Genomic DNA, 19,021 nt, shown 5'->3' with positions numbered 1-19,021 from the left:
GGAGCCGGATTTAGCATGAAGCGGCCGTGCGTTAACGGAAAACGGCACCGTCCCGATGGATTCGGGACGGTGCCGTTTCGGAAGCGCCTGTTACTGCTTGTTCTCGTTCTGGTCGTCGCTTTCCTTGGTCCGGGAAACCACGGTGCCGTTTGATTCGTTGAGGATGAGTTTCACGTCCCGCCCGTTGTCAAAGTTGAACATCGCGTTGATGGAGCCGGCCTTGGCGTCTGCCGAGGAGTCACCGATCTGGCCGGTGTGCCAGTTGTCCTCGATGAAGCGAAGGATGGATGACTGGTCCGTCTGGGTGTGGTCCACGAAGTTCTTCTTCGCGAAGGGGGAGATCACGACGAGCGGCTGGCGGGGGCCGGGGCCACAACGGTCGGCATAGCCTCCGGCCATCGGCACACCCTTGTTGTAGGCGTTGAGGCACCACGCGGCATCGTCAGTGGTGTTCGAGGAGTTCTTCACGCCTGCAGCGACGTGGTCGTACCAGCCGTCCGAGTCATCGTAGGCGAGGACGATGGCAGTGTTTTCCCAGTTCTTCGAGTTCTGGATGGCGTTCACCTGCTGCGTGATGAACTTCTGCTCATCCAGGGGATCGGAGTAGCCGGCGTGGCCGTCCTGGTAGTTTCCCGCCTTCAGGAAGGAGACGGCAGGCATGTTGTCCGAGTTGACCACCTTGGCGAAGTCCGTGGTGTCGTACTGGTGGTTGGCCTGGCCGTTGTGTCCGATCTCGTCCGCGCTGGCGGGAGCAAGGTGGTGCGGGTTGGACGTTGACTTGTAGTACTGGAACGGCTGGTGGTGCGGGTTGTAGTCCGTTACCGTGGCACCCGCAATGTTGGTGTGGGTGGTCATGCACGCTGCCGGGGTGGTGTCCGTGGCCGCCGTCGTCGGGGCAAAGCCGCCCTGGAACCAGCCCCAGCTGACGCCCTTGTCGTTGAGCAGGTCGCCGATGTTCTTGCCCTGCATACCCGCGAGGTTGTTCTTGCTCGCGTGGCTCTTGTTGGAGCAGTCGTCGTAGACCGGATCCGGGTCTTCCGTCATGGTTCCGACGCCGTTGGCGTCAGGGAACTTGACCGTGTAGTCGCTGCTTGCGGGTTTGACCGGCTGTCCGGCGGCAGTGAATTCGGTGACGCCGTGGGTCTGGCCGGACACAAGGTTGAGCGCGCCAGGGCTGGACGGGCCGAACACGGTGCTGAAGTGTGAGTCGCTCATGGCGAAGTTCTGGGCGTAGTTCCAGATCCCGGTCACGGTATTGCCGTCGTAGTAGTCCATGGTGAGCCCGGGACGCCCGAACTGGCCACCCGAACAGGTATCCATGCTCGTGTTCTCGACGAACTTGTTCATCAGGCCACCGTTGTAGGCCTTCTGCTCCGCGGTGTATTCGTGGTCCTGGTCGCACGTGATTGCCTGGCCGGGCGTCAGCCGCTGGGGCTGGACCGAGTTGGGATTGTTAGGTGCCAGCAGCTTGTCGTTGGCGAGGGTGGCGATGTTCTTCGGCGTGTTCTTGGCCGCCGTGAACGCGGGAGCCGCTGCGCCGCTGCCTTGCTGGGTTTCACCAGCGGTGTTTGCTGCCTGCGGGTACGTCGCGAAGTAGTGGTCGAAGGAGACGTTCTCGCCGAAAATTACGACGACGTGCTTGATGGGCGTCGCGGTTTCTTTGTGGTCGCTATTGGCCGAGGCCGGCGTCATGCCGAACCCGATCATGCCGGCAGCGATCGTGGATGCCGCGAGTGCGCTCACTCCTGCCGTTGACAAGAGACGTTTGTTGCGAAAATTCATGGATTTCCCTTCAGATTCACGGAAAGGTGGGGTAAGGATTCACAAAGAATGTAGCCGCTCGCTTGGGGCCCGACGGTCGATTTGGAGGCTCAATGCGGACTGTTTGGGAAGAGTTCACATTCTGCTCACAGGGAACTTCGAGTGCGCGCTCCCTGTTTCCATGTCGCCCTCCGGCCGTGTGACAACGGGTCCAAGAGCCGTATCGGCTAAACTTGGCTGGTAAGAGCCCCGGAACTCTTGCTGATCCCGCCGGTGAACTTTTGCGAAAGTCTGCGGGCAGGGACGAAAGATCCGGGGCGTTCTCATGTACGGCGCTGAGCCTTGGTGATCCCGCCAGGACCGGCCCGAAAGAATGGGGGAGGATCCCATGCCAGCTATCGTGATCGTCGGAGCCCAATGGGGCGACGAAGGCAAAGGCAAAGCAACCGACCTGCTCGGTGGCCGCGTTGACTACGTGGTCAAGCCCAACGGCGGCAACAACGCCGGGCACACCGTTGTGGTGGGCGGTGAGAAGTATGAGCTCAAACTCCTTCCTGCCGGCATTCTGAGCCCGAACGCGATTCCGATCATCGGCAACGGCTGCGTGGTGAACCTTGAAGCGCTGTTCCAGGAGATCGATGGCCTGGAAGCACGCGGTGCCGACACATCCCGTTTGCGCATCTCAGCCAATGCCCACCTCGTAGCGCCGTACCATCAGGTGCTGGACAAGGTCACGGAGCGCTTCCTGGGCAGCCGCGCCATCGGCACCACAGGTCGGGGCATTGGCCCGGCCTACATGGACAAGGTGGCCCGCCTGGGTATCCGCGTCCAGGATGTCTTCGACGAATCGATCCTCCGCCAGAAGGTGGAAGGCTCGCTGCGCCAGAAGAACGAGCTCCTGGTCAAGGTCTACAACCGCCGCAACGTGGTGGTGGACGAGATCGTGGAGTATTTCCTGTCCTACGCCGAACGCCTACGGACGCTGGTCATTGACAGCACCCTGGTCCTCAACAACGCACTGGACGAGGGCAAGGTGGTCCTCATGGAAGGCGGCCAGGCCACGTTCCTGGACGTCGACCACGGCACCTACCCGTTCGTGACATCTTCCAACCCGACCGCCGGCGGCGCGTCTGTTGGCTCGGGCATCGGACCCACCCGCATCTCGCGGTCCATCGGCATCATCAAGGCCTACACCACCCGTGTCGGCGCCGGTCCGTTCCCCACGGAGCTCTTCGATGAGATGGGCATGTACCTGCAGAAAACCGGCGGCGAGTTCGGCGTCAACACCGGCCGGCCGCGCCGCTGCGGTTGGTACGACGCCGTCCTGGCCCGCCACGCATCCCGCGTCAACGGCTTCACGGACTACTTCGTCACCAAGCTGGACGTTCTGACCGGCATCGAGCAGATCCCGGTCTGCGTGGCATACGACGTGGACGGCGTTCGCCACGATGAAATGCCCATGACCCAGACCGAGTTCCACCACGCAGTGCCGATCTTCGAGTACTTCGACGGCTGGACCGAGGACATCACCGGCGCCAAGACGTTGGAAGACCTTCCCGAGAACGCCCGCAGATATGTGCTGGCCCTTGAGAAGCTCTCCGGCACGCGCTTCTCCGCGATCGGCGTCGGCCCGGACCGGGACCAGACGATCGTCGTGCACGACCTCATCGAGGACTAGTCACCAAAGCCGAATCACGACGACGGCGGGTCGCCCTTTCGGGGGCGGCCCGCCGTCGTCGTTCCGGCTATTTGGAACCCAGTATCTTCCTGTTTCCGATCGATGACTTGAGCTGGACAAACGTGATGAGGGTGTTCAGCTGTTGGGTGCAAGGACCTTTGTCGGGTGTGCCAAGGATGGTGATCGTGATGGTCTCTGCGGTCTCGGCGATTCTTGCCCGGTGGGGAGCGGTGCGTAAGCGAAGTGAGGACATTCTCTTAGTATTCCCTAGGTCTCGATCAGCACTTTGAACGCCTTCGAAAAACTTTTGGAAACCGCGTAACCCTTTGGGGTGCCCCGACGATTACCTCTTTGAAAGGCCGAGCTGAAATTTGTCCCCCATCATGTTTCAGCTCGGCCCTTTTCATGTCTGAAGGGGTTTCGTGGATGTGCAGAAAGTCCGGGAGAGGCAAGCCTCCGGAACCGAAGGCTGGTCCTTGGGCTTAGCGGGAGCAGCGGTTAGGCTAGGTGAGGTCGCCCGGCCCTGCGGCGTTTGGGCGGCACCGAGGATCTCGCTTCGATCCGGCCATTCGCTCCCCAACGAAAGCCACGCTTCAGTGACCGACGCCTTGACCGATGCAGCATTGCTGGCCCTTCGCGGCCGGGAGGCTGAACTGTTCAGTGCCGTCTACCAGGCCTTTGCCGGCCAGGTGCTCGGCTACCTGACAGCAAAAGGTGTTTCGGATCCCGAAGCTGTCACACAGGACGTTTTTCTTGCCGTCCTGCCCCGCGTTGAGACGATCACGGGCGGTGTCAGCGGTCTGCGGACCTTCGTATTCTCAGTGGCCCATGCCCGGATGGTGGATGACCACCGTCGGCAAAGCAGGGCGCCTGAGCATCACGAGTTTGAACCTGAGCGTGACACACGCCGATCGAGTTCGGCGGAAGCCGAAGCGATGGACCGTGTGGCGCCCGGCGAAGTCATGGCGCTGCTGGATCTCCTTCGGGAAGATCAGCGGGAAGTCCTGACGCTTCGCATTGTTGCCGGTCTGACTGTGGACCAAGCAGCCGAAATCATGGGGAAAAGCCAAGGCGCCGTCAAGCAATTGCAGCGCCGGGCGTTGAATTCACTCCGCGATCACTCGGTAGTAAAGGAATACGTGGCCCCATGATGCGTTGGGATTACAAGGACATTGACCGCGACGCGATCATCCTCGAGCTCATTCTTGAGGCTGGCCTCACGGACGCCCCCGAACTCACGGATTCGTTGAAAGCGCTGGAATCGTTTGGGTCCATGCCGGCACCGGTCCCAGGGCCCGCACTCGCCGCGATGCTGGCTGGCTCGGCCGCGGGCGATTCTGCAAACAATCTTCCCCTCGACGAGCTCGGCAAGCGGCGTCAGTTGCGCAAGCATCGCCCGGTCGTCATTGGTGCTGCCGTCCTGACCGCCATGGGCCTGGGTGTTGGTGGCGTTGCGGCCGCGAGTGGCGGATTCAGCAAGGGAACCCCGGAATTCATGCAGGTCCTGGTCTCCGGCTGGGCGCCCGCTTGGACAACTGCTCCGCCGTCGCTGGTACCTCCAGCCCCCGCCCAGGACTCCCCGAAGGTCACGACCCACCCGGCTCCCGTCGATCTGCCGCCGGCCGCGCCCCCAGTGGCAGGCCCTTCGGCGGACCCCGTGGCGCCCGCTCCCGCCAGCACTGGCGAGGCGGCGCACGAGCCGGTAGCGGCAGCGGCTGTTCCCGCCGCGGCACGCCAGCCAAGCGACGGACTGCCCGAAGCGCCGAAGGCGGTGCACACCGAGCCTAAGACCGACTCGCAGGGAGTCCTTCCGCAGCCCAAAACTGCTATCCCATCCGCCCCGACGGCGAAGGACCTCCAAAACGGGGTTCAGCAAGCAGTCGAGAACGCCCAGGGCGACGTGTCCCTGAAGCCTGCGGGGGCGTCGCTGCGCTGGCTCCTTGGACTGCTGTCCCGCTAGTAGGCTGGAGCTATGACACACGTCAACGATCCGGCAGTCATTGACCGGCTTATGCGAACAAAGGGCCGCTGGGCAATCGTCGGACTCAGCACGAATGAGTGGCGCTCCGCCTTCGAGGTAGCTCTCTACGTTCGCGACACGATGGGCATGGAGATCATCCCGATCAACCAAAAAGGCGAAGACGTCCACGGCGAAACCGGCTACAAGTTCCTTGCCGACGTGCCCTTCGAGAAGCAGCCCATCGACGTCGTCGACTGCTTTGTGAACTCCTCGCGCGTCGGCGCGGTAGTGGACGAAGCGATTGCCGTGGGAGCGAAAGCCGTGTGGCTCCAGCTCGGAGTAATTGACGAGGATGCAGCGGAGCGGGCCAAAGCAGCGGGCCTGGACGTTGTGATGAACGCTTGTCCGGCACAGGTGGGCTGGCGGAGCGGCATCTAGCGTCGTTTTCTGTTAACCGGCCGCTGCTATGGTCCGGGGGCAATCACCGTTTCGAGACCAGGAAACTCCCATGTGTGACGACCACCCTTCCACCGCCAGCCGACGCACCGCGCTCGGTTTCCTCGGCGCTTCCCTCGTGGCCGGGCTGGGGGCATGCGCGCTCCCCGGAAACCCGTCCGCAGAAAGCCCGACGGCGGCTCCCCGCACGGCGGGCCCCTCGCCGTCGTCGTCCGCAAGCACTGCGATGAGTCCCACACCAAGCCCCGCGGGCCCCGGGCGGCTCCGGAACCCCTTCGTCCCGGACTTCACCCTGCCGCCCATCCAAGGCGGACTGGCTCCCGTGATCACCAAGATCCCCACCAAACATCCCGTAGTGTTCCTCACGATCGACGACGGACTGGTCAAGTCCCCGGAAAGCGTGCGGCTCCTCGCGGAGAACGGCTACCCGGCCACACTGTTCCTGACGAGCAACACGGTCCGTGACAACCCTGCATTCTTCAAGGCGTTCATGGCGCAGGGGAGCCTGGTTGAAAACCATACGGTCAGCCACAACGTCAACATGACCACGCAATGGGGCTACCAACGGCAGCTTGACGACATCGCAGGCATGCAGGATTTCGCCGTGCAGCAGTACGGCCGCAAGCCCACCCTGTTCAGGCCGCCTGGAGGTGCCTATTCGACCGCCATGCGGCAAGCCGTGGCCGCCGCCGGGTTGAAGGCCATCGTCACGTGGGAGGCCAAGGCCAATGGCGGGCGCATGGATTACCAGTACGGCAATTCCCTCCGGCCCGGCGACATCGTCCTGATGCACTTCCGCCCCGAATTCGCGGCGGACTTCGAGGCATTCCGCTCGGCGCAAGTGGCTGCGGGCCTGGAAGTGGTGCTCCTCGAGGACTTCCTGGACGTTGCGTGAGGCGGTCGGTCCGCTAATCGTCGCACTCCGCTAGTCTCGCTACATGGACGCTGCCACACTCCGCCAAATCTGCCTTGGCTTCCCCGGGACCTTTGAAGACTTCCCGTTCGGCCCGGATACGTCGGTTTTCAAAGTCCGGTCCGCCGTGTCCGGTGGATCCAAGCCGGAAGCCAAGATGTTCGCCGCATCTGCCATGGACGACCACAACCTGGCAGTAAGCCTCAAATGCGATCCCGCCTTGGCCGTGCAACTTCGCTCGGCCCATCCGGAAATCACCGGCGCCTGGCACATGAACAAGACGCATTGGAACGGCGTGCGCCTGGACGGCGCCCTCCCTGACTCCATGGTCCGGGACATGGTGGAGGACTCCTATGACCTGGTGGTTTCCTCGTTGACCCGCAAGCAGCAGGATCAACTGGGCTGGGCCCGGCTCGCCAAGGACTGACACGCGGACCCCGTCTGCAGCTTCGGCTAGATTGTGAGTGGACTGCACCTTCCATCGCCTCGAAGCAATCAGGAGGAGCCAGATGCTGGAACAAAATACCCTCGATGAGCTGTGGAATTTTGAGGACCCCGCGTTGTCGGAAGCCCGCTTCCGCGCAGCCATGACCGATCCCGCCTACGATCCCTTTGAGAGGGCCGAGCTCGCCACCCAATTGGGCCGGGCAATCGGCCTGCAGGGCCGGTTCGAGGAGGCGGACGCCCTCCTGGACGGGATCGACGCCGAAGAGGAGCCCACCATTGCGGTGCGGGTCCTCCTGGAGCGCGGCCGCCTGCTCAACTCCGCCGGCCACCCGGCCATGGCCGTTCCGCTCTTTGAGCAGGCTGCCGAGATGGGCGACCTCCTGGGCGAAGATTTCCTCGCGGTGGACGCACTTCATATGCTGGCCATCGCGGACTCCGGTCACCAGGAATCATGGACGCGCAGCGCGCTTGAGTACGCATCCGCCGTCGAGGATTCCCGCACCAAACGGTGGATGGTTTCCCTGCACAACAACCTCGGTTGGGCGATGTACGACGACGGTCGCCGCACCGAGGCGATGGTCGAGTTCCAGCTCGCCGAACAGTGGGCTGAGCGGGTAGGAACCGCGCAACAGCAGCAATGGGCGCGCGAGGCTATCGTTCAATGCGCAAAATCCTTGAATTTGCGCGGCTAAAACACCCAAATGACCCCTCTGGAACGGCAGGATCGCCAGATCACATTTTGACAAAAGTTGATCGAAACTGCCCTCAAATATTGCTTTTCAATCACTCGTGGTGAAGTATGTCACACGAAGGGCGCGTCGCAGCGGCGGTGCCCGGACCGATCGACTGCCGGCCGAGGCGCCGTCAGAGTTCGGTACTACGAGTCTCTGGAGGGTTTTAGGATGAACGTTCAGCAGCAGTCCTTTGCACGGCGCGGTTTCCTCCGCGGCGCGCTTGCCGCGGCAGTGCTTGTGCCGATGGCCGGCTCGATGGCCTCCTGCGCAGGCGGGGGCGGTGGAGGTACCACCGGTCCTACGGGGACCGTTTCAGATACCAATCCGTTCGGAATGGCAGACAAGTCCACCGTTGACGCCGTGATCTTCAAGGGCGGGTACGGAATCGACTACGTTGACTTCGCGGGCAAGGGCTTCGAAAGCGCACATTCAGGTTCCACCGCCAAGATTTCCCCGTCCACGGACATTGCGCAGGAACTCCAGCCGCGATTCGTCGGAGGCAACCCGCCGGACCTGATCGACAACTCCGGTGCCAAGGCAATCGGCTTCAGCACGATCCTGGCCCAGCTTGAAGACCTTACCAGCGTGGTCAACGCCAAGAACCTTGAGGGCAAGGTCATCAAGGACACCCTCTACGCTGGAGTGCTCGCCCCGGGTACTTTCAATGGCAAGCTGGCGGCCCTGAACTACGTGCTGACCGTCTACGCCATGTGGTACTCGGATTCATTCCTGAAGGACAACGGGTGGACCGTGCCGAAGACCTGGGATGACATGTACACCCTTGGCGAGCAGGCCAAGGCCAAAGGCAAGTACCTGTTCGTCTGGGGCAAGGAAGCAGCCACTTACTACCAGGAAATGGCGATCGCTTCCGCCATCAAGGAAGGCGGCAACGACGTTCGCCTCGGCCTTGAAAACCTGAAGGCGGATGCCTGGTCCCACCCGGCCATCCAGAGCGTCTTCACCGCCTTGGGCAAGATCGTCAAAGCGGGCCACTTCAAGCCAGGTGGCTCGGGTACGCAGTTCACCGCGGCGCAGGCGCAGTGGAGCAACGCCCAGGAAGCCGTGTTCTACCCGTCCGGCTCGTGGATAGAAAACGAGATGAAGGACCAGACCAAGTCCGGATTCAAGATGACCGGCGTTCCTGTTCCCACCGTGACCTCGGGATCCAAACTTCCTTACGAGGCAATGCACAGCGCTTCCGGCGAGCCCTTCGTTGTTCCGTCCCAGGGCAAGAACGTTGCTGGCGGCAAGGAATTGCTGCGTGTCATGCTGTCCAAGGATGCTGCCACCAACTTTGCCAAGACAAAGCTGGCCCCCACCATCGTCAAGGACACCGTTCCCGCCGATGGCTTCGGTTCCACCGCCTTGGTTTCCCAGACCAAGCTGCTCAGCGATGCTGGATCGAACATCTTCACGTGGAACTTTGTTGACCTCTACGGGATGAACAAGGACCAGTTGGTTGTGTGGAACACGTTCCTCGATGGAAAGTCCGATGTCGCCACCCTGACGTCGGACCTGCAGAAGATCACCGACAAGGTCCGCAACGACAGTTCGGTCACGAAGATTGAAGTGAAGTGACTTCAGTGAAAGCAAAAACACTCCGGGTCGGCGACGGCGCGTCCGCCGTCGTCGTTCCGGATACCGCACCACCCGTCTACAAGAGACGGCGCAAGCCGCTGACGTTCGACAAGGTCAGTTTTTTCGTGGTCTTCCTGGGCCTGCCCCTGGCGATCTATCTCCTGTTTGTGATTTGGCCTTTCATCCAGGCGTTCGGCTACTCCCTGACCGACTGGAGCGGTTTCTCACCCGACCAGAACTTCATCGGACTTGAGAACTACCGGAAGCTCTTCACGGATGACATCTTCATGAAGGCCATGGGGAACAATATCCTGCTGGTCATCTTCCTGCCCATCATTACCATCATCCTCAGCCTCGTGCTGGCAACCTTGGTGACCGTGGGCGGCAGCAGCAAGGGCCAGATCAAGGGCCTGCGCAACTCCAGCTTCTACCGGGTTGTCTCCTTCTTCCCCTACACGATTCCGGCGATTGCCATCGGCATCATGTGGGGCCAGATCTACGATCCATCCGGAGGTCTGCTGAACGGCATCCTCACCTCCCTAGGCATGGACCAGTTCAAGTCCTACGCCTGGCTTGGGGACAAGAACACCGCAATGATCGCCACGATGTTCGTGATCGTGTGGGGCTTCATCGGCTTCTACATGGTGCTGTTCGTGGCGGGCATCAAGGGCATCCCCGCGGAGCTGTTTGAGGCGGCGCGGATCGACGGAGCGGGACGCTTCCGCACTGCCGTGTCCATCACCATCCCGCTGATCCGGGACAACATCCAGACGGCCTACATCTATATGGGCATCCTGGCGCTGGATGCCTTCGTCTACATGGCCGCACTGAACTCCGGCGGCGGCCCGGACAACTCCACCCTGGTGATGTCCCAGCAACTCTTTTTCACCGCTTTCACCAAGGGCCAGTTCGGCCTGGCCAGCGCCATGGGCGTTGTGCTGGCCGTAGCCACCCTGATTTTCTCCGGCCTCGTGTTCCTGGTCAACAGGCTCACTGGCGGCGACAAGGATGTGTCCCTCTAATGTCTACCAAAATTGCCAGCCAGGAAATGAAGGCGCTGCATTTCAACCCGCGCAAACCGGCCATGACCACGGGAGACAGGGTAGTAGGCGCCGTTTCGCACACGGCCCTGACCATCTGGTCGCTCATCGTGATCCTGCCCTTGTTGTGGACTTTCATGTCCTCCTTCAAGACCTCCAGCGAGATCTTCGCCTCGCCGTTTGCCTTGCCCTCGCAGTGGCGTTTCGACAACTACATCCGGGCCTGGAGCGAAGCCGGAATCGGAAGCTACTTCCTGAACTCGGTGGTCGTCGTAGGGTCCGCCTTGGTGATCGTCATGGTCCTCGGAGCCATGTGCGCCTATGTCCTGGCGCGCTATGTCTTCTTCGGCAGCAAAGCGATCTACTACCTCATGCTTGCCGGGCTCACGTTCCCGATCTTCCTCGCCATGGTGCCGTTGTTCTTCGTCATGAAGAGAATTGGCCTCCTGAACACCCTGCCAGGCTTGACCTTGGTGTACGTCGGCTTCGCGCTGCCGTTCACTGTCTTCTTCCTGTTCTCCTTCTTCAAGTCGCTTCCCCACGAAATCACCGAGGCGGCTGCCCTGGACGGGGCCGGTGAGTGGCGGACGTTCTTCCAGGTCATGTTGCCGATGGCCAAGCCGGGACTCGCTTCCGTTGCCATCTTCAACTTCCTGGGCCTGTGGAACCAGTTCCTGATTCCCGTGGCCATCAACGCGGCCGGGCCGCGCGTGCTGTCCCAAGGACTGGCCGCCTTCGCTGGCCAGATGGGCTATGCGGTGGACTTCGGTGCCTTGTTCGCGGCGGTCACCGTCACCGTGGTTCCGGTGCTGATCGTCTACATCATCTTCCAGCGCCAGCTGCAGGGTTCGGTGTCGCAAGGCACGTCCAAGTAGCACAGCCAAGCTAAATAAGCGCCCGACGGCGGTCCCCACCTTTGGTGCGGGCCGCCGTCGGGCGTTTCTGCCGGCTGCGGCGTGCCAACCGGCGCGGCCCGCCGTCAGAGCCGCTGGTAACGGGAGCGCAACAAGGAGTAGATACCGTACGCCATGAGTCCGAGGCTGACGAACCCCAGAACCCATCCGCCAAAGGGCTGTTTCAGGAAGGCCTTGAGCGCCGAGTCGAGGCCGCCTTGTTGGGAGGGGTCATGCGCTGCTGTGGCGATCAGGATGAGCAAGCCGACGGCGCCGAGTGCCACGCCTTTCGCGCAATAGCCCACCACACCCAGCACCGTAAACGCATCCCCCAAGGCCCCGGACGGTCTTCCCCTCAGGTTCTTTTCGAACTTGCGTGTGATCCCCATGAAGACGTATGTACCGGCGGCTGCCAGCAACGCCACCCCGACGATCACCAGGAGGATAGTACCCGGAGTGCTGGACATGAGGTCTGCACTGGTCGTACGGGATTTCTCGCTGCTGCTGCTTGGACGGCTGAGCGCAAAACTGCCGAAGGTCACCGCGGCCACAGCGAAGACGATTGCCTGCCCGGCTGCCTTGAGCCTATTCATCCAGCGCTTGGCGCTTTCGCGCCCGCTCCACCCCATCACGGCGTCGCTCGCCATGTAGAGCGCGAGGGCACCACAGGCCACTAGTCCCGCCCACAAAAGGACGACGCCGCCAGGAGTGGCGGCCATCTGACCGACCGCGCCGCTTTCGTCGGCTTGGCCGGATGCGCCCAGCGCAATCCCCAAGGCGATGACCCCGATCAGGAGGTGTATCAGACCTAAGGCCACGAAGCCGGCCCGCGCCACTACCCGGACGGTCCGCGAATCCTTGGCGTCGTCTACGGCGTCTCCTACCGAATCGGCGCCCCGGGAAACTGCATTGCCGGCCTTGCTCGTATGATCGTCCGCGCCCATGGAGCTCCTCTGGTCTGCCCTCATCTTGCCACCGTGGGATCCGAAGCGGGAGGGCGCGCCGCTACTGGATACGATGGGCGCATGTGGATCGCGTGGATCGAGTTCGACATCCTCCTCGGCGAGGTGCACAGCCTGAAGGAGAAACGCTCCCTCGTGCGCCCGCTGATCGCCGAGTTGAAACGGCGTTTCGAGGTCTCTGCCGCCCAGACCGGACACTTGGACCAGCATCGCCGCGCGCTCATCGGCGCGGGCGCAGTGGCAGCAGACCGCGCGCATCTCGTGGAGGTGCTCGACGCCGTCGAACGCTTCGTTGCCGCGCGCCCCGAAGTGGAGCTCCTGAGCGCCCGACGCCGGGACCTCCACAGCGAGGACTGACCCGAACCCCGGACGCTCGCTCACCTATGTGGGTCGACCGGCGGGACGCTCGCTCACCTATGTGGGTCGACCGGCGGGACGCTCGCTCACCTATGTGGGGTTCTGGCGGGACGCTCGCTCAGATGTCTCAAGAACTTGACGACCGCAGTGAGCGGGCGTTGCCCGGAGGGCGTGTATATGTGAGCGGGCGTTGCCTCCAAATGCGCGATATCCGCAGGAGGCCTTAAAAACGATTGCTCCCCGCCGGCGACCGGTGGGGAGCAATCGAGGGTGAAACCGGGTGGGCTTAACCGAAGTACTTCGGCAGGGTGGCCTCGTGGGCTTCGCTGAGAGCGTCCAAAGAGAGCTCGTCCACGCCGTTGATCTCCAGCTTGCCGCCAGCAGCGTCGACGACGCCGATCCGGAGGTGGGCGAAGCCGCGGGCTGTGCACATGTCCTTGAAGCGTATTTCCTCGGAGCGCGGAACGGACACGATGGCCCGGCCTTGGGACTCTGAGAACAATGCGGTGAACAGGTCCACGCCGTCGCGCTCCACGAGTTCGTCCAGCGCAATCCGGGCGCCGACGCCGTAGCGCAATGCAGACTCCACGAGCGCAGCGGCAAGGCCGCCCTCGGAGAGGTCGTGTGCGGCGTCGATCATGCCGTCGCGCGAAGCGTTGATGAGGATCTCCCCCAGCTGGCGCTCGATGGACAGGTCAACCTTCGGCGGCAAGCCACCGAGGTGTCCGCGCAGGTTGGACCATTCCGAACCGTCCAGCTCTGCAGCCGTGGTGCCCAGCAGGTAGATGGCCTGGCCATCTTCCTTCCAGCCGGACGGGGTGCGGCGCGCGACGTCGTCGAGCTTGCCCAGCACTGCCACCACGGGGGAGGGGTGGATGGGCACGGTACCCGTCTGGTTGTACAACGAGACGTTGCCACCGGTGACCGGGACGCCCAGCTCCATGCACGCGTCCGACAGTCCACGAATCGACTCGGCCAGCTGCCACATGACGTCGGGATCCTCGGGGGAACCGAAGTTCAGGCAGTCGCTGACGGCCATCGGGACCGCGCCGGAAGTGGCGACGTTGCGGTAGGCCTCGGCAAGTGCCAGCTGTGCGCCGTGGTACGGGTCGAGGTAGGTGTAGCGGCCGTTGGCGTCGGTGGCCAGGGCAACGCCAAGGCCGGTTTCCTCGTCCACGCGGACCACTCCGGCGTCGTCCGGGAACGCCATGGCGGTGTTGCCGCCGACGTAGCGGTCGTACTGCTTGGTAATCCAGGCCTTGCTGCACATGTTCGGCGAAGCAATGAGCTCGGTGATGGCAGCGGCCAGTTCCCCGGAGGTGGAGGGACGGCCGGCGTCCTGCACGGAGCCCGTAAAGGTATCGGCCTGGACGGAGTCCTGCCATGAGGGGCGGGCAAACGGGCGGTCGTAGACCGGACCGTCGTGGGCAACGGTGCGCGGGTCGACGTCGACAATGACTTCGCCTTCCCACGTGATGATCAGGCGGCCGGTATCGGTCACTTCGCCCAGCCAGGAGTACTCCACTGCCCACTTGTCCATGACAGCTTCGAACGCGGCGATGTTCTCCGGGGTGACCACGGCCATCATGCGTTCCTGCGACTCGGACATCAGGATTTCGCCCGGGGTCAGTGTGGGGTCGCGGAGCAGCACGGAGGTCAGCTCAACCTGCATGCCGCCGTCGCCGTTGGAAGCGAGCTCGGACGTGGCGCAGGAGATGCCCGCGGCGCCGAGGTCCTGGATACCCTCAACCAGCGAACCCTTGAACAGCTCCAGGCAGCACTCGATGAGCACCTTTTCGGCGAAGGGGTCGCCTACCTGGACAGCGGGGCGCTTGGAGGGCTTGGTGTCGTCGAAGGACTCCGAGGCCAGCACGGATGCGCCGCCAATGCCGTCGCCGCCGGTGCGTGCACCGAAGAGGACTACCTTGTTGCCCTTGCCGGAGGCGTTGGCCAGGCGGATGTCTTCGTGGCGCATGACGCCGACTGCCAGCGCGTTGACCAGCGGGTTGCCCTGGTACACGGAGTCGAAGACCATTTCGCCTCCGATGTTCGGCAGGCCAAGCGAGTTGCCGTAGCCACCAATGCCGGCAACGGCGCCGTGCATGACGCGGGCCGTGTCCGGGTGGTCGATGGCGCCGAAACGCAGCGGATCCATCACGGCCACCGGGCGGGCACCCATGGAGATGATGTCACGGACGATGCCGCCGATACCGGTTGCGGCACCCTGGTAGGGCTCCACGAACGACGGCGAGTTGTGGGACTCGATCTTGAACGTCACGGCCCAGCCGTCGCCCAAGTTGGTGACGCCGGCGTTTTCGCCGATGCCCACGAGCATGTCCTTCTTCATCTCTTCAGTCACCTTTTCGCCGAACTGGCGCAGGTGGTTCTTCGAGGACTTGTAGGAGCAGTGCTCACTCCACATGACGGAGTACATGGCGAGCTCGGCGCCCGTGGGGCGGCGGCCCAGGACCTTGACGACCTCGTCGAACTCGTTCTGCTTGAGGCCGAGTTCGGCCCAGGGGAGCTCGGTGTCCGGCGTCTTGGCCGCGTTCTCGACAGTGTCGATGTTGAACTTCTTGCCGACGGTTTCAGCTGAGGTAGTCACTGTGCGCCTCCCACGATCTTGTTCAGGACGGAGGTGAAGAAGCCCAAGCCATCCGTGCCGGCGTTGGACTCCGGACCGAATCCGGGCTCCACCGCGTGCTCCGGGTGCGGCATGAGGCCCACCACGTTGCCGGCGGCGTTGCTGATGCCGGCGATGTCGCGGCGTGAACCGTTCGGGTTCCAGCCGACATAGCGGAACACGACGCGGCCCTCGGCCTCAAGGGCGTCCAGGGTCTTGTCGTCAGCGATGTACTGGCCGTCCTGGTTCTTCAGCGGAACCGTGATTTCCTCGCCGGCCTCGTAGTCCGAGGTCCACACGGTCTTGTTGTTCTCGACGCGCAGTACCTGGTCGCGGCACAAGAACTTCAAGTGGTCGTTCTTGATCATGGAGCCCGGGAGCAGGTGCGACTCGGTCAGGATCTGGAAGCCGTTGCAGATACCCAACACGGGCAGCTTGGCGTCGCTGTTGGCGGCATCGATGATGCGGGACATCAGCGGAGCGAAGCGCGAAATGGCGCCGGCGCGCAGGTAGTCGCCGTAGGAGAAACCGCCCGGGATGACGACCGCGTCCACGTCGGCCAGATGGGTGTCCGCGTGCCAGAGCGCGACGGCGGTGCCGCCTGCGAGGCGTACCGCACGGGCGGCGTCGCGGTCGTCAAGGGTGCCAGGGAAGGTGACGACGCCGATTTTGGCCCCGAGCAAACGGGGTTCGACGGCCACAGGGGCTCCGCCGATCAAAGGAAGTTCACTCATGTCAGGCCTCGACGACCTCGACGTTGACGACGTCTTCGATCACCGGGTTGGACAGCAGGGTCTCGGCGGCCTCGCGGGCCTGGGCGAGGATGGCGTCGGTCACCTCGCCGTCGACGGTCAGTTCGAAGCGCTTGCCCTGGCGGACTGCGCTAAAGCTGGTGAAGCCGAGGCGGGGCAGTGCGCCCACGATGGCCTTCCCCTGAGGGTCCAGAATCTCGGGCTTGGGCATGACGTCGACGACGATCCGGGGCATCCGGTAACTCCTGTGCGTGAGCGTTGGTTAAACCTTGGTTAAAGGCTGCCGCGGAGTGGTGCCGTCTCACGCCCGAACTGCCTCCAAACAGTGTTCAGCAACAGTGTTCAGCGGCAGTGTCTTACGGAATAAGGGGGGCGCTCCGCGAGCTTGCATGCCCATTCTACCGGCCAAATCGCTCCATACCCTATTTGCGGGAGATCGGTGAAGAGGCCCCTTGGGCCGCGCCAATTCGCGGCGGCGCCCAGCCGACGTCGGGTGTTTCCAATGCCCGACGGCGGCTCCGGGGACTGAACGACGGCGGCTCTGGCCGGGGGTGGTTTGCGTCACTAGGATTGCGGCATGGCCGAGAACGCTAAGTCGATGGTTTTGCCCGTGGTCCTTGCCGCTGTTTTTGCCGGCCTGGGGAGGATGGTTTTCCAAAGGATCATGGCCGACCGGGCTGCCCGGGAAAACCGCATTTCCGTCCCGCCGGATGCTTCGACCCGGGCCAAAATCAGCGACGCGTTGAGAGGGATCCGTTCTTAGCGCGGCCCGGGCCGCTGACGTGTTTGTGCGCCGTTCACATCGCGGAACCATAAGTTATCGTGGCCAGACCTCGCGATGGTCCTGATGTACTTTCCATACCAAAAGGTATTAAAACCTTTCTCATTCGCAACTTAATTATTGGGGAAATTGGCTTGAAGAAATCTGCTCGAACCAGATCACGGCTCGTGTGCATCATGCTGGTGCTTGCTGTGCTGTACTCGGCACTCATTGGTCCGGTCACCGCAAGTCCGGCAACGGCCGGGACCGGGCCCGTCGGCGGCCTCACACCCATGACACCCACGCGGATCCTGGACACACGAACGTCGTCGGGACCGGTGCCTGGCGGAGGCTCAGTCTCAATCCGAATCCCGGGGGCTAATGGATTCCCCTACGGCACGCAAGCGGTCGTCCTCAACATCACGGCCACTGACGGCACTGCTGCAGGATTCCTCACGGCGTACCATTCGGGCGTCATGGCGCCGCACACTTCCAACGTCAATTACGGGCCGGGACAGATGGTTGCGAACCTGGCTATCGTGGAAGTCGGCGCTGATGGGCAGATCGCCATTTCCAACACTTCGACAGGAACTGTGCAGATCGTCGTTGACGCCTCGGCATATTTCGCCGCGTCCGGGCCCCAGGGCTCGCCAGGCTCCTACCAGGCTGTGGGACCCGCCAGGCTTCTCGACACCAGGACTTCATCAGGCCCCATCGCAGGTGGCGGAAGCGTGCCACTCCGTCTGGGAGGATCCACTGGCGTTCCGGCAGACGCCTCAGCGGTGGTCGTGAACCTGACAGTGACGGAATCGACGTCATACGGATTCATCACCGCTTATCCAAGCGGCTCCTTAAAACCCAATGTCTCGAACCAGAACTATGGGACCGGGCAGACCATTCCGAATCTTGCCGTCGTTCCGGTAGGGCCAGATGGCACGGTGACGATTGCGAACACCTCGTCCGGAACAGCTCAGATCATTGCAGACGTTGTTGGATTCTTCCTGCCGGGGACGCCAACCATATCCGGAGCATTCGCGAGGGTTTCGCCAGTGCGTCTTGTGGACACTCGCACATACGGAGGCCCGGTTGTCAACGCCGGCACCGTGCCGGTTCAGGTCGTAGGCGTCAATGGAATACCACAAAATGCACGCGGCGTCTGGGTGAACCTCACCGTGACCGAACCGACAACCTTCGGCTACTTCATGGCACGTGGTTATAAGGCGCCGTGGACGTTTACTTCCAATCTGAACTTCGGTGGCGGGCAGACGATTGCGAACATGGCGTATGTGCCGATTGGAGCTGACGGCAAGATAGAGATCCAAACCATCCTCAGCCAACCCATGATCAACTGGACACCTGTTATGGAAACTTCGCAAGTCATCGTCGATGTCTTCGGCTACACGCTCCCCTAACCCACCGCCGGGCGGTGCGCGATCCGGATTAATACAGTACGCGCAAATGCGCTAATCTTCCGGGTTAAAGGCGCGCATTCGGGAGTAGCTTGGAATTACTGTCTAGGAAATTCCCCGTCCAACTGGAGGAGCAATGACCGAACACGTCGCCGAAGTGTCCGCATGCAGCGTTGGCAGCTGCGGATTCAACCATCATGGCTGTACTGCGTACGGGATCACGATCGGTGGAACCGCGGATCACGCATCCTGTGCCACCTTCATTGACACCGGGCTCATGGGAGGACTTCCCAAAGTCCTGGCGCATGTGGGTGCCTGCCAGCGCTCGGAATGCACCCACAACAACAACCTCATGTGCGAAGCCCACGATGTCCGGATCGGCCCCGGTGCCGAAGCGGCTGATTGCTTGACGTACCAGCACGCCTGAGGCTCCTTTCGGCCCGCTTTCGTCATCAATATCTGAATATCCGCACAGCGGGCACGTCCCCTTCCGACGGGGGCGTGCCCGCTGCTGCGTGCGGATGTATTCTGATGCCGAATGACATGACAAAAAACGTGAAATGTGTCCTATGTCATATTCGACTATCGCTCTGTACTCTATGAATCGGCTGGGCTTTACCTGATTACAAGAACTGTCAATCGGTGCCCATCCTTAGTTGATTGATCTTGACATGACCGCCACGATCGCCCGGAAAGGT

Annotated in this window: 20 protein-coding genes; 14 read left to right on the top strand and 6 right to left on the bottom strand. The window is 62.5% G+C overall.

Translation table 11 applies throughout. The features are described 5' to 3' along the window. Positions 1 to 90 precede the first annotated feature (90 nt). Positions 91 to 1,782, bottom strand: coding sequence for a phospholipase C (locus ABH924_RS07765; protein ID WP_404497921.1), 1,692 nt, complete (start codon positions 1,780 to 1,782; stop codon positions 91 to 93). Between the two features lie 367 nt (positions 1,783 to 2,149). Between ABH924_RS07765 and ABH924_RS07760 the strand changes: the two genes are divergently transcribed. Further along, positions 2,150 to 3,439 (top strand): adenylosuccinate synthase, encoded by a 1,290-nt coding sequence (locus ABH924_RS07760; RefSeq protein WP_404497920.1) that lies wholly within the window; start codon positions 2,150 to 2,152, stop codon positions 3,437 to 3,439. 67 nt (positions 3,440 to 3,506) lie between these two features. Here ABH924_RS07760 and ABH924_RS07755 read toward each other — a convergent pair whose 3' ends face one another. Next, a complete protein-coding gene (locus tag ABH924_RS07755) occupies positions 3,507 to 3,692 on the bottom strand; it encodes a hypothetical protein (RefSeq protein ID WP_404497919.1) in 186 nt (61 codons plus the stop codon). 343 nt (positions 3,693 to 4,035) lie between these two features. On the opposite strand from ABH924_RS07755, the gene ABH924_RS07750 reads away from it, so the two are divergent. The 9 genes from ABH924_RS07750 to ABH924_RS07710 all read left to right on the top strand — a co-directional run bounded on the left by ABH924_RS07750 (position 4,036) and on the right by ABH924_RS07710 (position 11,442). Next, a complete protein-coding gene (locus ABH924_RS07750; protein ID WP_234752688.1) occupies positions 4,036 to 4,590 on the top strand; it encodes an RNA polymerase sigma factor in 555 nt (184 codons plus the stop codon). Further along, positions 4,587 to 5,399, top strand: a complete 813-nt coding sequence (locus ABH924_RS07745; protein ID WP_234752686.1) for a hypothetical protein — start codon at positions 4,587 to 4,589, stop codon at positions 5,397 to 5,399. The genes ABH924_RS07750 and ABH924_RS07745 overlap by 4 nt, the downstream gene beginning before the upstream one ends. A gap of 12 nt (positions 5,400 to 5,411) precedes the next feature. Further along, positions 5,412 to 5,837, top strand: a complete 426-nt coding sequence (locus ABH924_RS07740) for a CoA-binding protein (RefSeq protein ID WP_234752683.1) — start codon at positions 5,412 to 5,414, stop codon at positions 5,835 to 5,837. Between the two features lie 70 nt (positions 5,838 to 5,907). Next, positions 5,908 to 6,750, top strand: a complete 843-nt coding sequence (locus ABH924_RS07735) for a polysaccharide deacetylase family protein (RefSeq protein WP_404497918.1) — start codon at positions 5,908 to 5,910, stop codon at positions 6,748 to 6,750. A gap of 43 nt (positions 6,751 to 6,793) precedes the next feature. Then, complete coding sequence (locus tag ABH924_RS07730; protein ID WP_404497917.1) at positions 6,794 to 7,195, top strand: MmcQ/YjbR family DNA-binding protein; 402 nt, start codon at positions 6,794 to 6,796, stop codon at positions 7,193 to 7,195. Positions 7,196 to 7,277: 82 nt separating this feature from the next. Then, on the top strand, positions 7,278 to 7,907 hold the full coding sequence (locus tag ABH924_RS07725) for a hypothetical protein (protein ID WP_404497916.1): 630 nt from the start codon (positions 7,278 to 7,280) through the stop codon (positions 7,905 to 7,907). A 210-nt stretch (positions 7,908 to 8,117) separates the two neighbouring features. After that, a complete protein-coding gene (gene ngcE / locus ABH924_RS07720) occupies positions 8,118 to 9,527 on the top strand; it encodes an N-acetylglucosamine/diacetylchitobiose ABC transporter substrate-binding protein (RefSeq protein ID WP_404497915.1) in 1,410 nt (469 codons plus the stop codon). After that, the gene (locus ABH924_RS07715) at positions 9,524 to 10,549 is read left to right on the top strand and encodes a carbohydrate ABC transporter permease (RefSeq protein ID WP_234752669.1); all 1,026 of its coding nucleotides are present in this window, start codon (positions 9,524 to 9,526) and stop codon (positions 10,547 to 10,549) included. The genes ngcE and ABH924_RS07715 overlap by 4 nt, the downstream gene beginning before the upstream one ends. Then, positions 10,549 to 11,442, top strand: a complete 894-nt coding sequence (locus ABH924_RS07710) for a carbohydrate ABC transporter permease (RefSeq protein WP_404497914.1) — start codon at positions 10,549 to 10,551, stop codon at positions 11,440 to 11,442. The genes ABH924_RS07715 and ABH924_RS07710 overlap by 1 nt, the downstream gene beginning before the upstream one ends. A gap of 104 nt (positions 11,443 to 11,546) precedes the next feature. On the opposite strand, the gene ABH924_RS07705 is transcribed toward ABH924_RS07710, so the two are convergent. After that, positions 11,547 to 12,404: a DUF1206 domain-containing protein gene (locus tag ABH924_RS07705; RefSeq protein WP_404497913.1), complete on the bottom strand. Its 858-nt coding sequence runs from the start codon at positions 12,402 to 12,404 to the stop codon at positions 11,547 to 11,549. A gap of 81 nt (positions 12,405 to 12,485) precedes the next feature. Between ABH924_RS07705 and ABH924_RS07700 the strand changes: the two genes are divergently transcribed. Then, complete coding sequence (locus ABH924_RS07700; protein ID WP_404497912.1) at positions 12,486 to 12,779, top strand: DUF503 domain-containing protein; 294 nt, start codon at positions 12,486 to 12,488, stop codon at positions 12,777 to 12,779. A 286-nt stretch (positions 12,780 to 13,065) separates the two neighbouring features. On the opposite strand, the gene purL is transcribed toward ABH924_RS07700, so the two are convergent. The 3 genes from purL to purS are packed head-to-tail and all read right to left on the bottom strand — an operon-like array spanning position 13,066 to position 16,389. Then, on the bottom strand, positions 13,066 to 15,384 hold the full coding sequence (gene purL, locus ABH924_RS07695; protein WP_404497911.1) for a phosphoribosylformylglycinamidine synthase subunit PurL: 2,319 nt from the start codon (positions 15,382 to 15,384) through the stop codon (positions 13,066 to 13,068). Beyond that, a complete protein-coding gene (purQ, locus tag ABH924_RS07690) occupies positions 15,381 to 16,136 on the bottom strand; it encodes a phosphoribosylformylglycinamidine synthase subunit PurQ (RefSeq protein ID WP_234752655.1) in 756 nt (251 codons plus the stop codon). Before purQ ends, purL begins: the two co-directional genes overlap by 4 nt. A gap of 1 nt (position 16,137) precedes the next feature. Then, positions 16,138 to 16,389: a phosphoribosylformylglycinamidine synthase subunit PurS gene (purS, locus tag ABH924_RS07685; protein ID WP_028265707.1), complete on the bottom strand. Its 252-nt coding sequence runs from the start codon at positions 16,387 to 16,389 to the stop codon at positions 16,138 to 16,140. A gap of 342 nt (positions 16,390 to 16,731) precedes the next feature. On the opposite strand from purS, the gene ABH924_RS07680 reads away from it, so the two are divergent. The 3 genes from ABH924_RS07680 (at position 16,732) to ABH924_RS07670 (ending at position 18,750) form a co-directional block, all read left to right on the top strand. Beyond that, on the top strand, positions 16,732 to 16,917 hold the full coding sequence (locus tag ABH924_RS07680) for a hypothetical protein (protein WP_234752652.1): 186 nt from the start codon (positions 16,732 to 16,734) through the stop codon (positions 16,915 to 16,917). Positions 16,918 to 17,069: 152 nt separating this feature from the next. Further along, the gene (locus ABH924_RS07675) at positions 17,070 to 18,326 is read left to right on the top strand and encodes a hypothetical protein (RefSeq protein WP_404497910.1); all 1,257 of its coding nucleotides are present in this window, start codon (positions 17,070 to 17,072) and stop codon (positions 18,324 to 18,326) included. A 133-nt stretch (positions 18,327 to 18,459) separates the two neighbouring features. Then, positions 18,460 to 18,750, top strand: a complete 291-nt coding sequence (locus ABH924_RS07670) for a DUF1540 domain-containing protein (RefSeq protein WP_234752650.1) — start codon at positions 18,460 to 18,462, stop codon at positions 18,748 to 18,750. The last annotated feature ends 271 nt before the right edge of the window (positions 18,751 to 19,021 follow it).

The sequence above is a fragment of the Arthrobacter sp. GAS37 genome, from assembly GCF_044908325.1.
In the GTDB taxonomy this organism is placed as follows: domain Bacteria; phylum Actinomycetota; class Actinomycetes; order Actinomycetales; family Micrococcaceae; genus Arthrobacter; species Arthrobacter ramosus.
The sequence above is the reverse complement of the archived record's forward strand: the minus strand, read 5'-3'. Positions and strand labels throughout refer to the sequence as shown.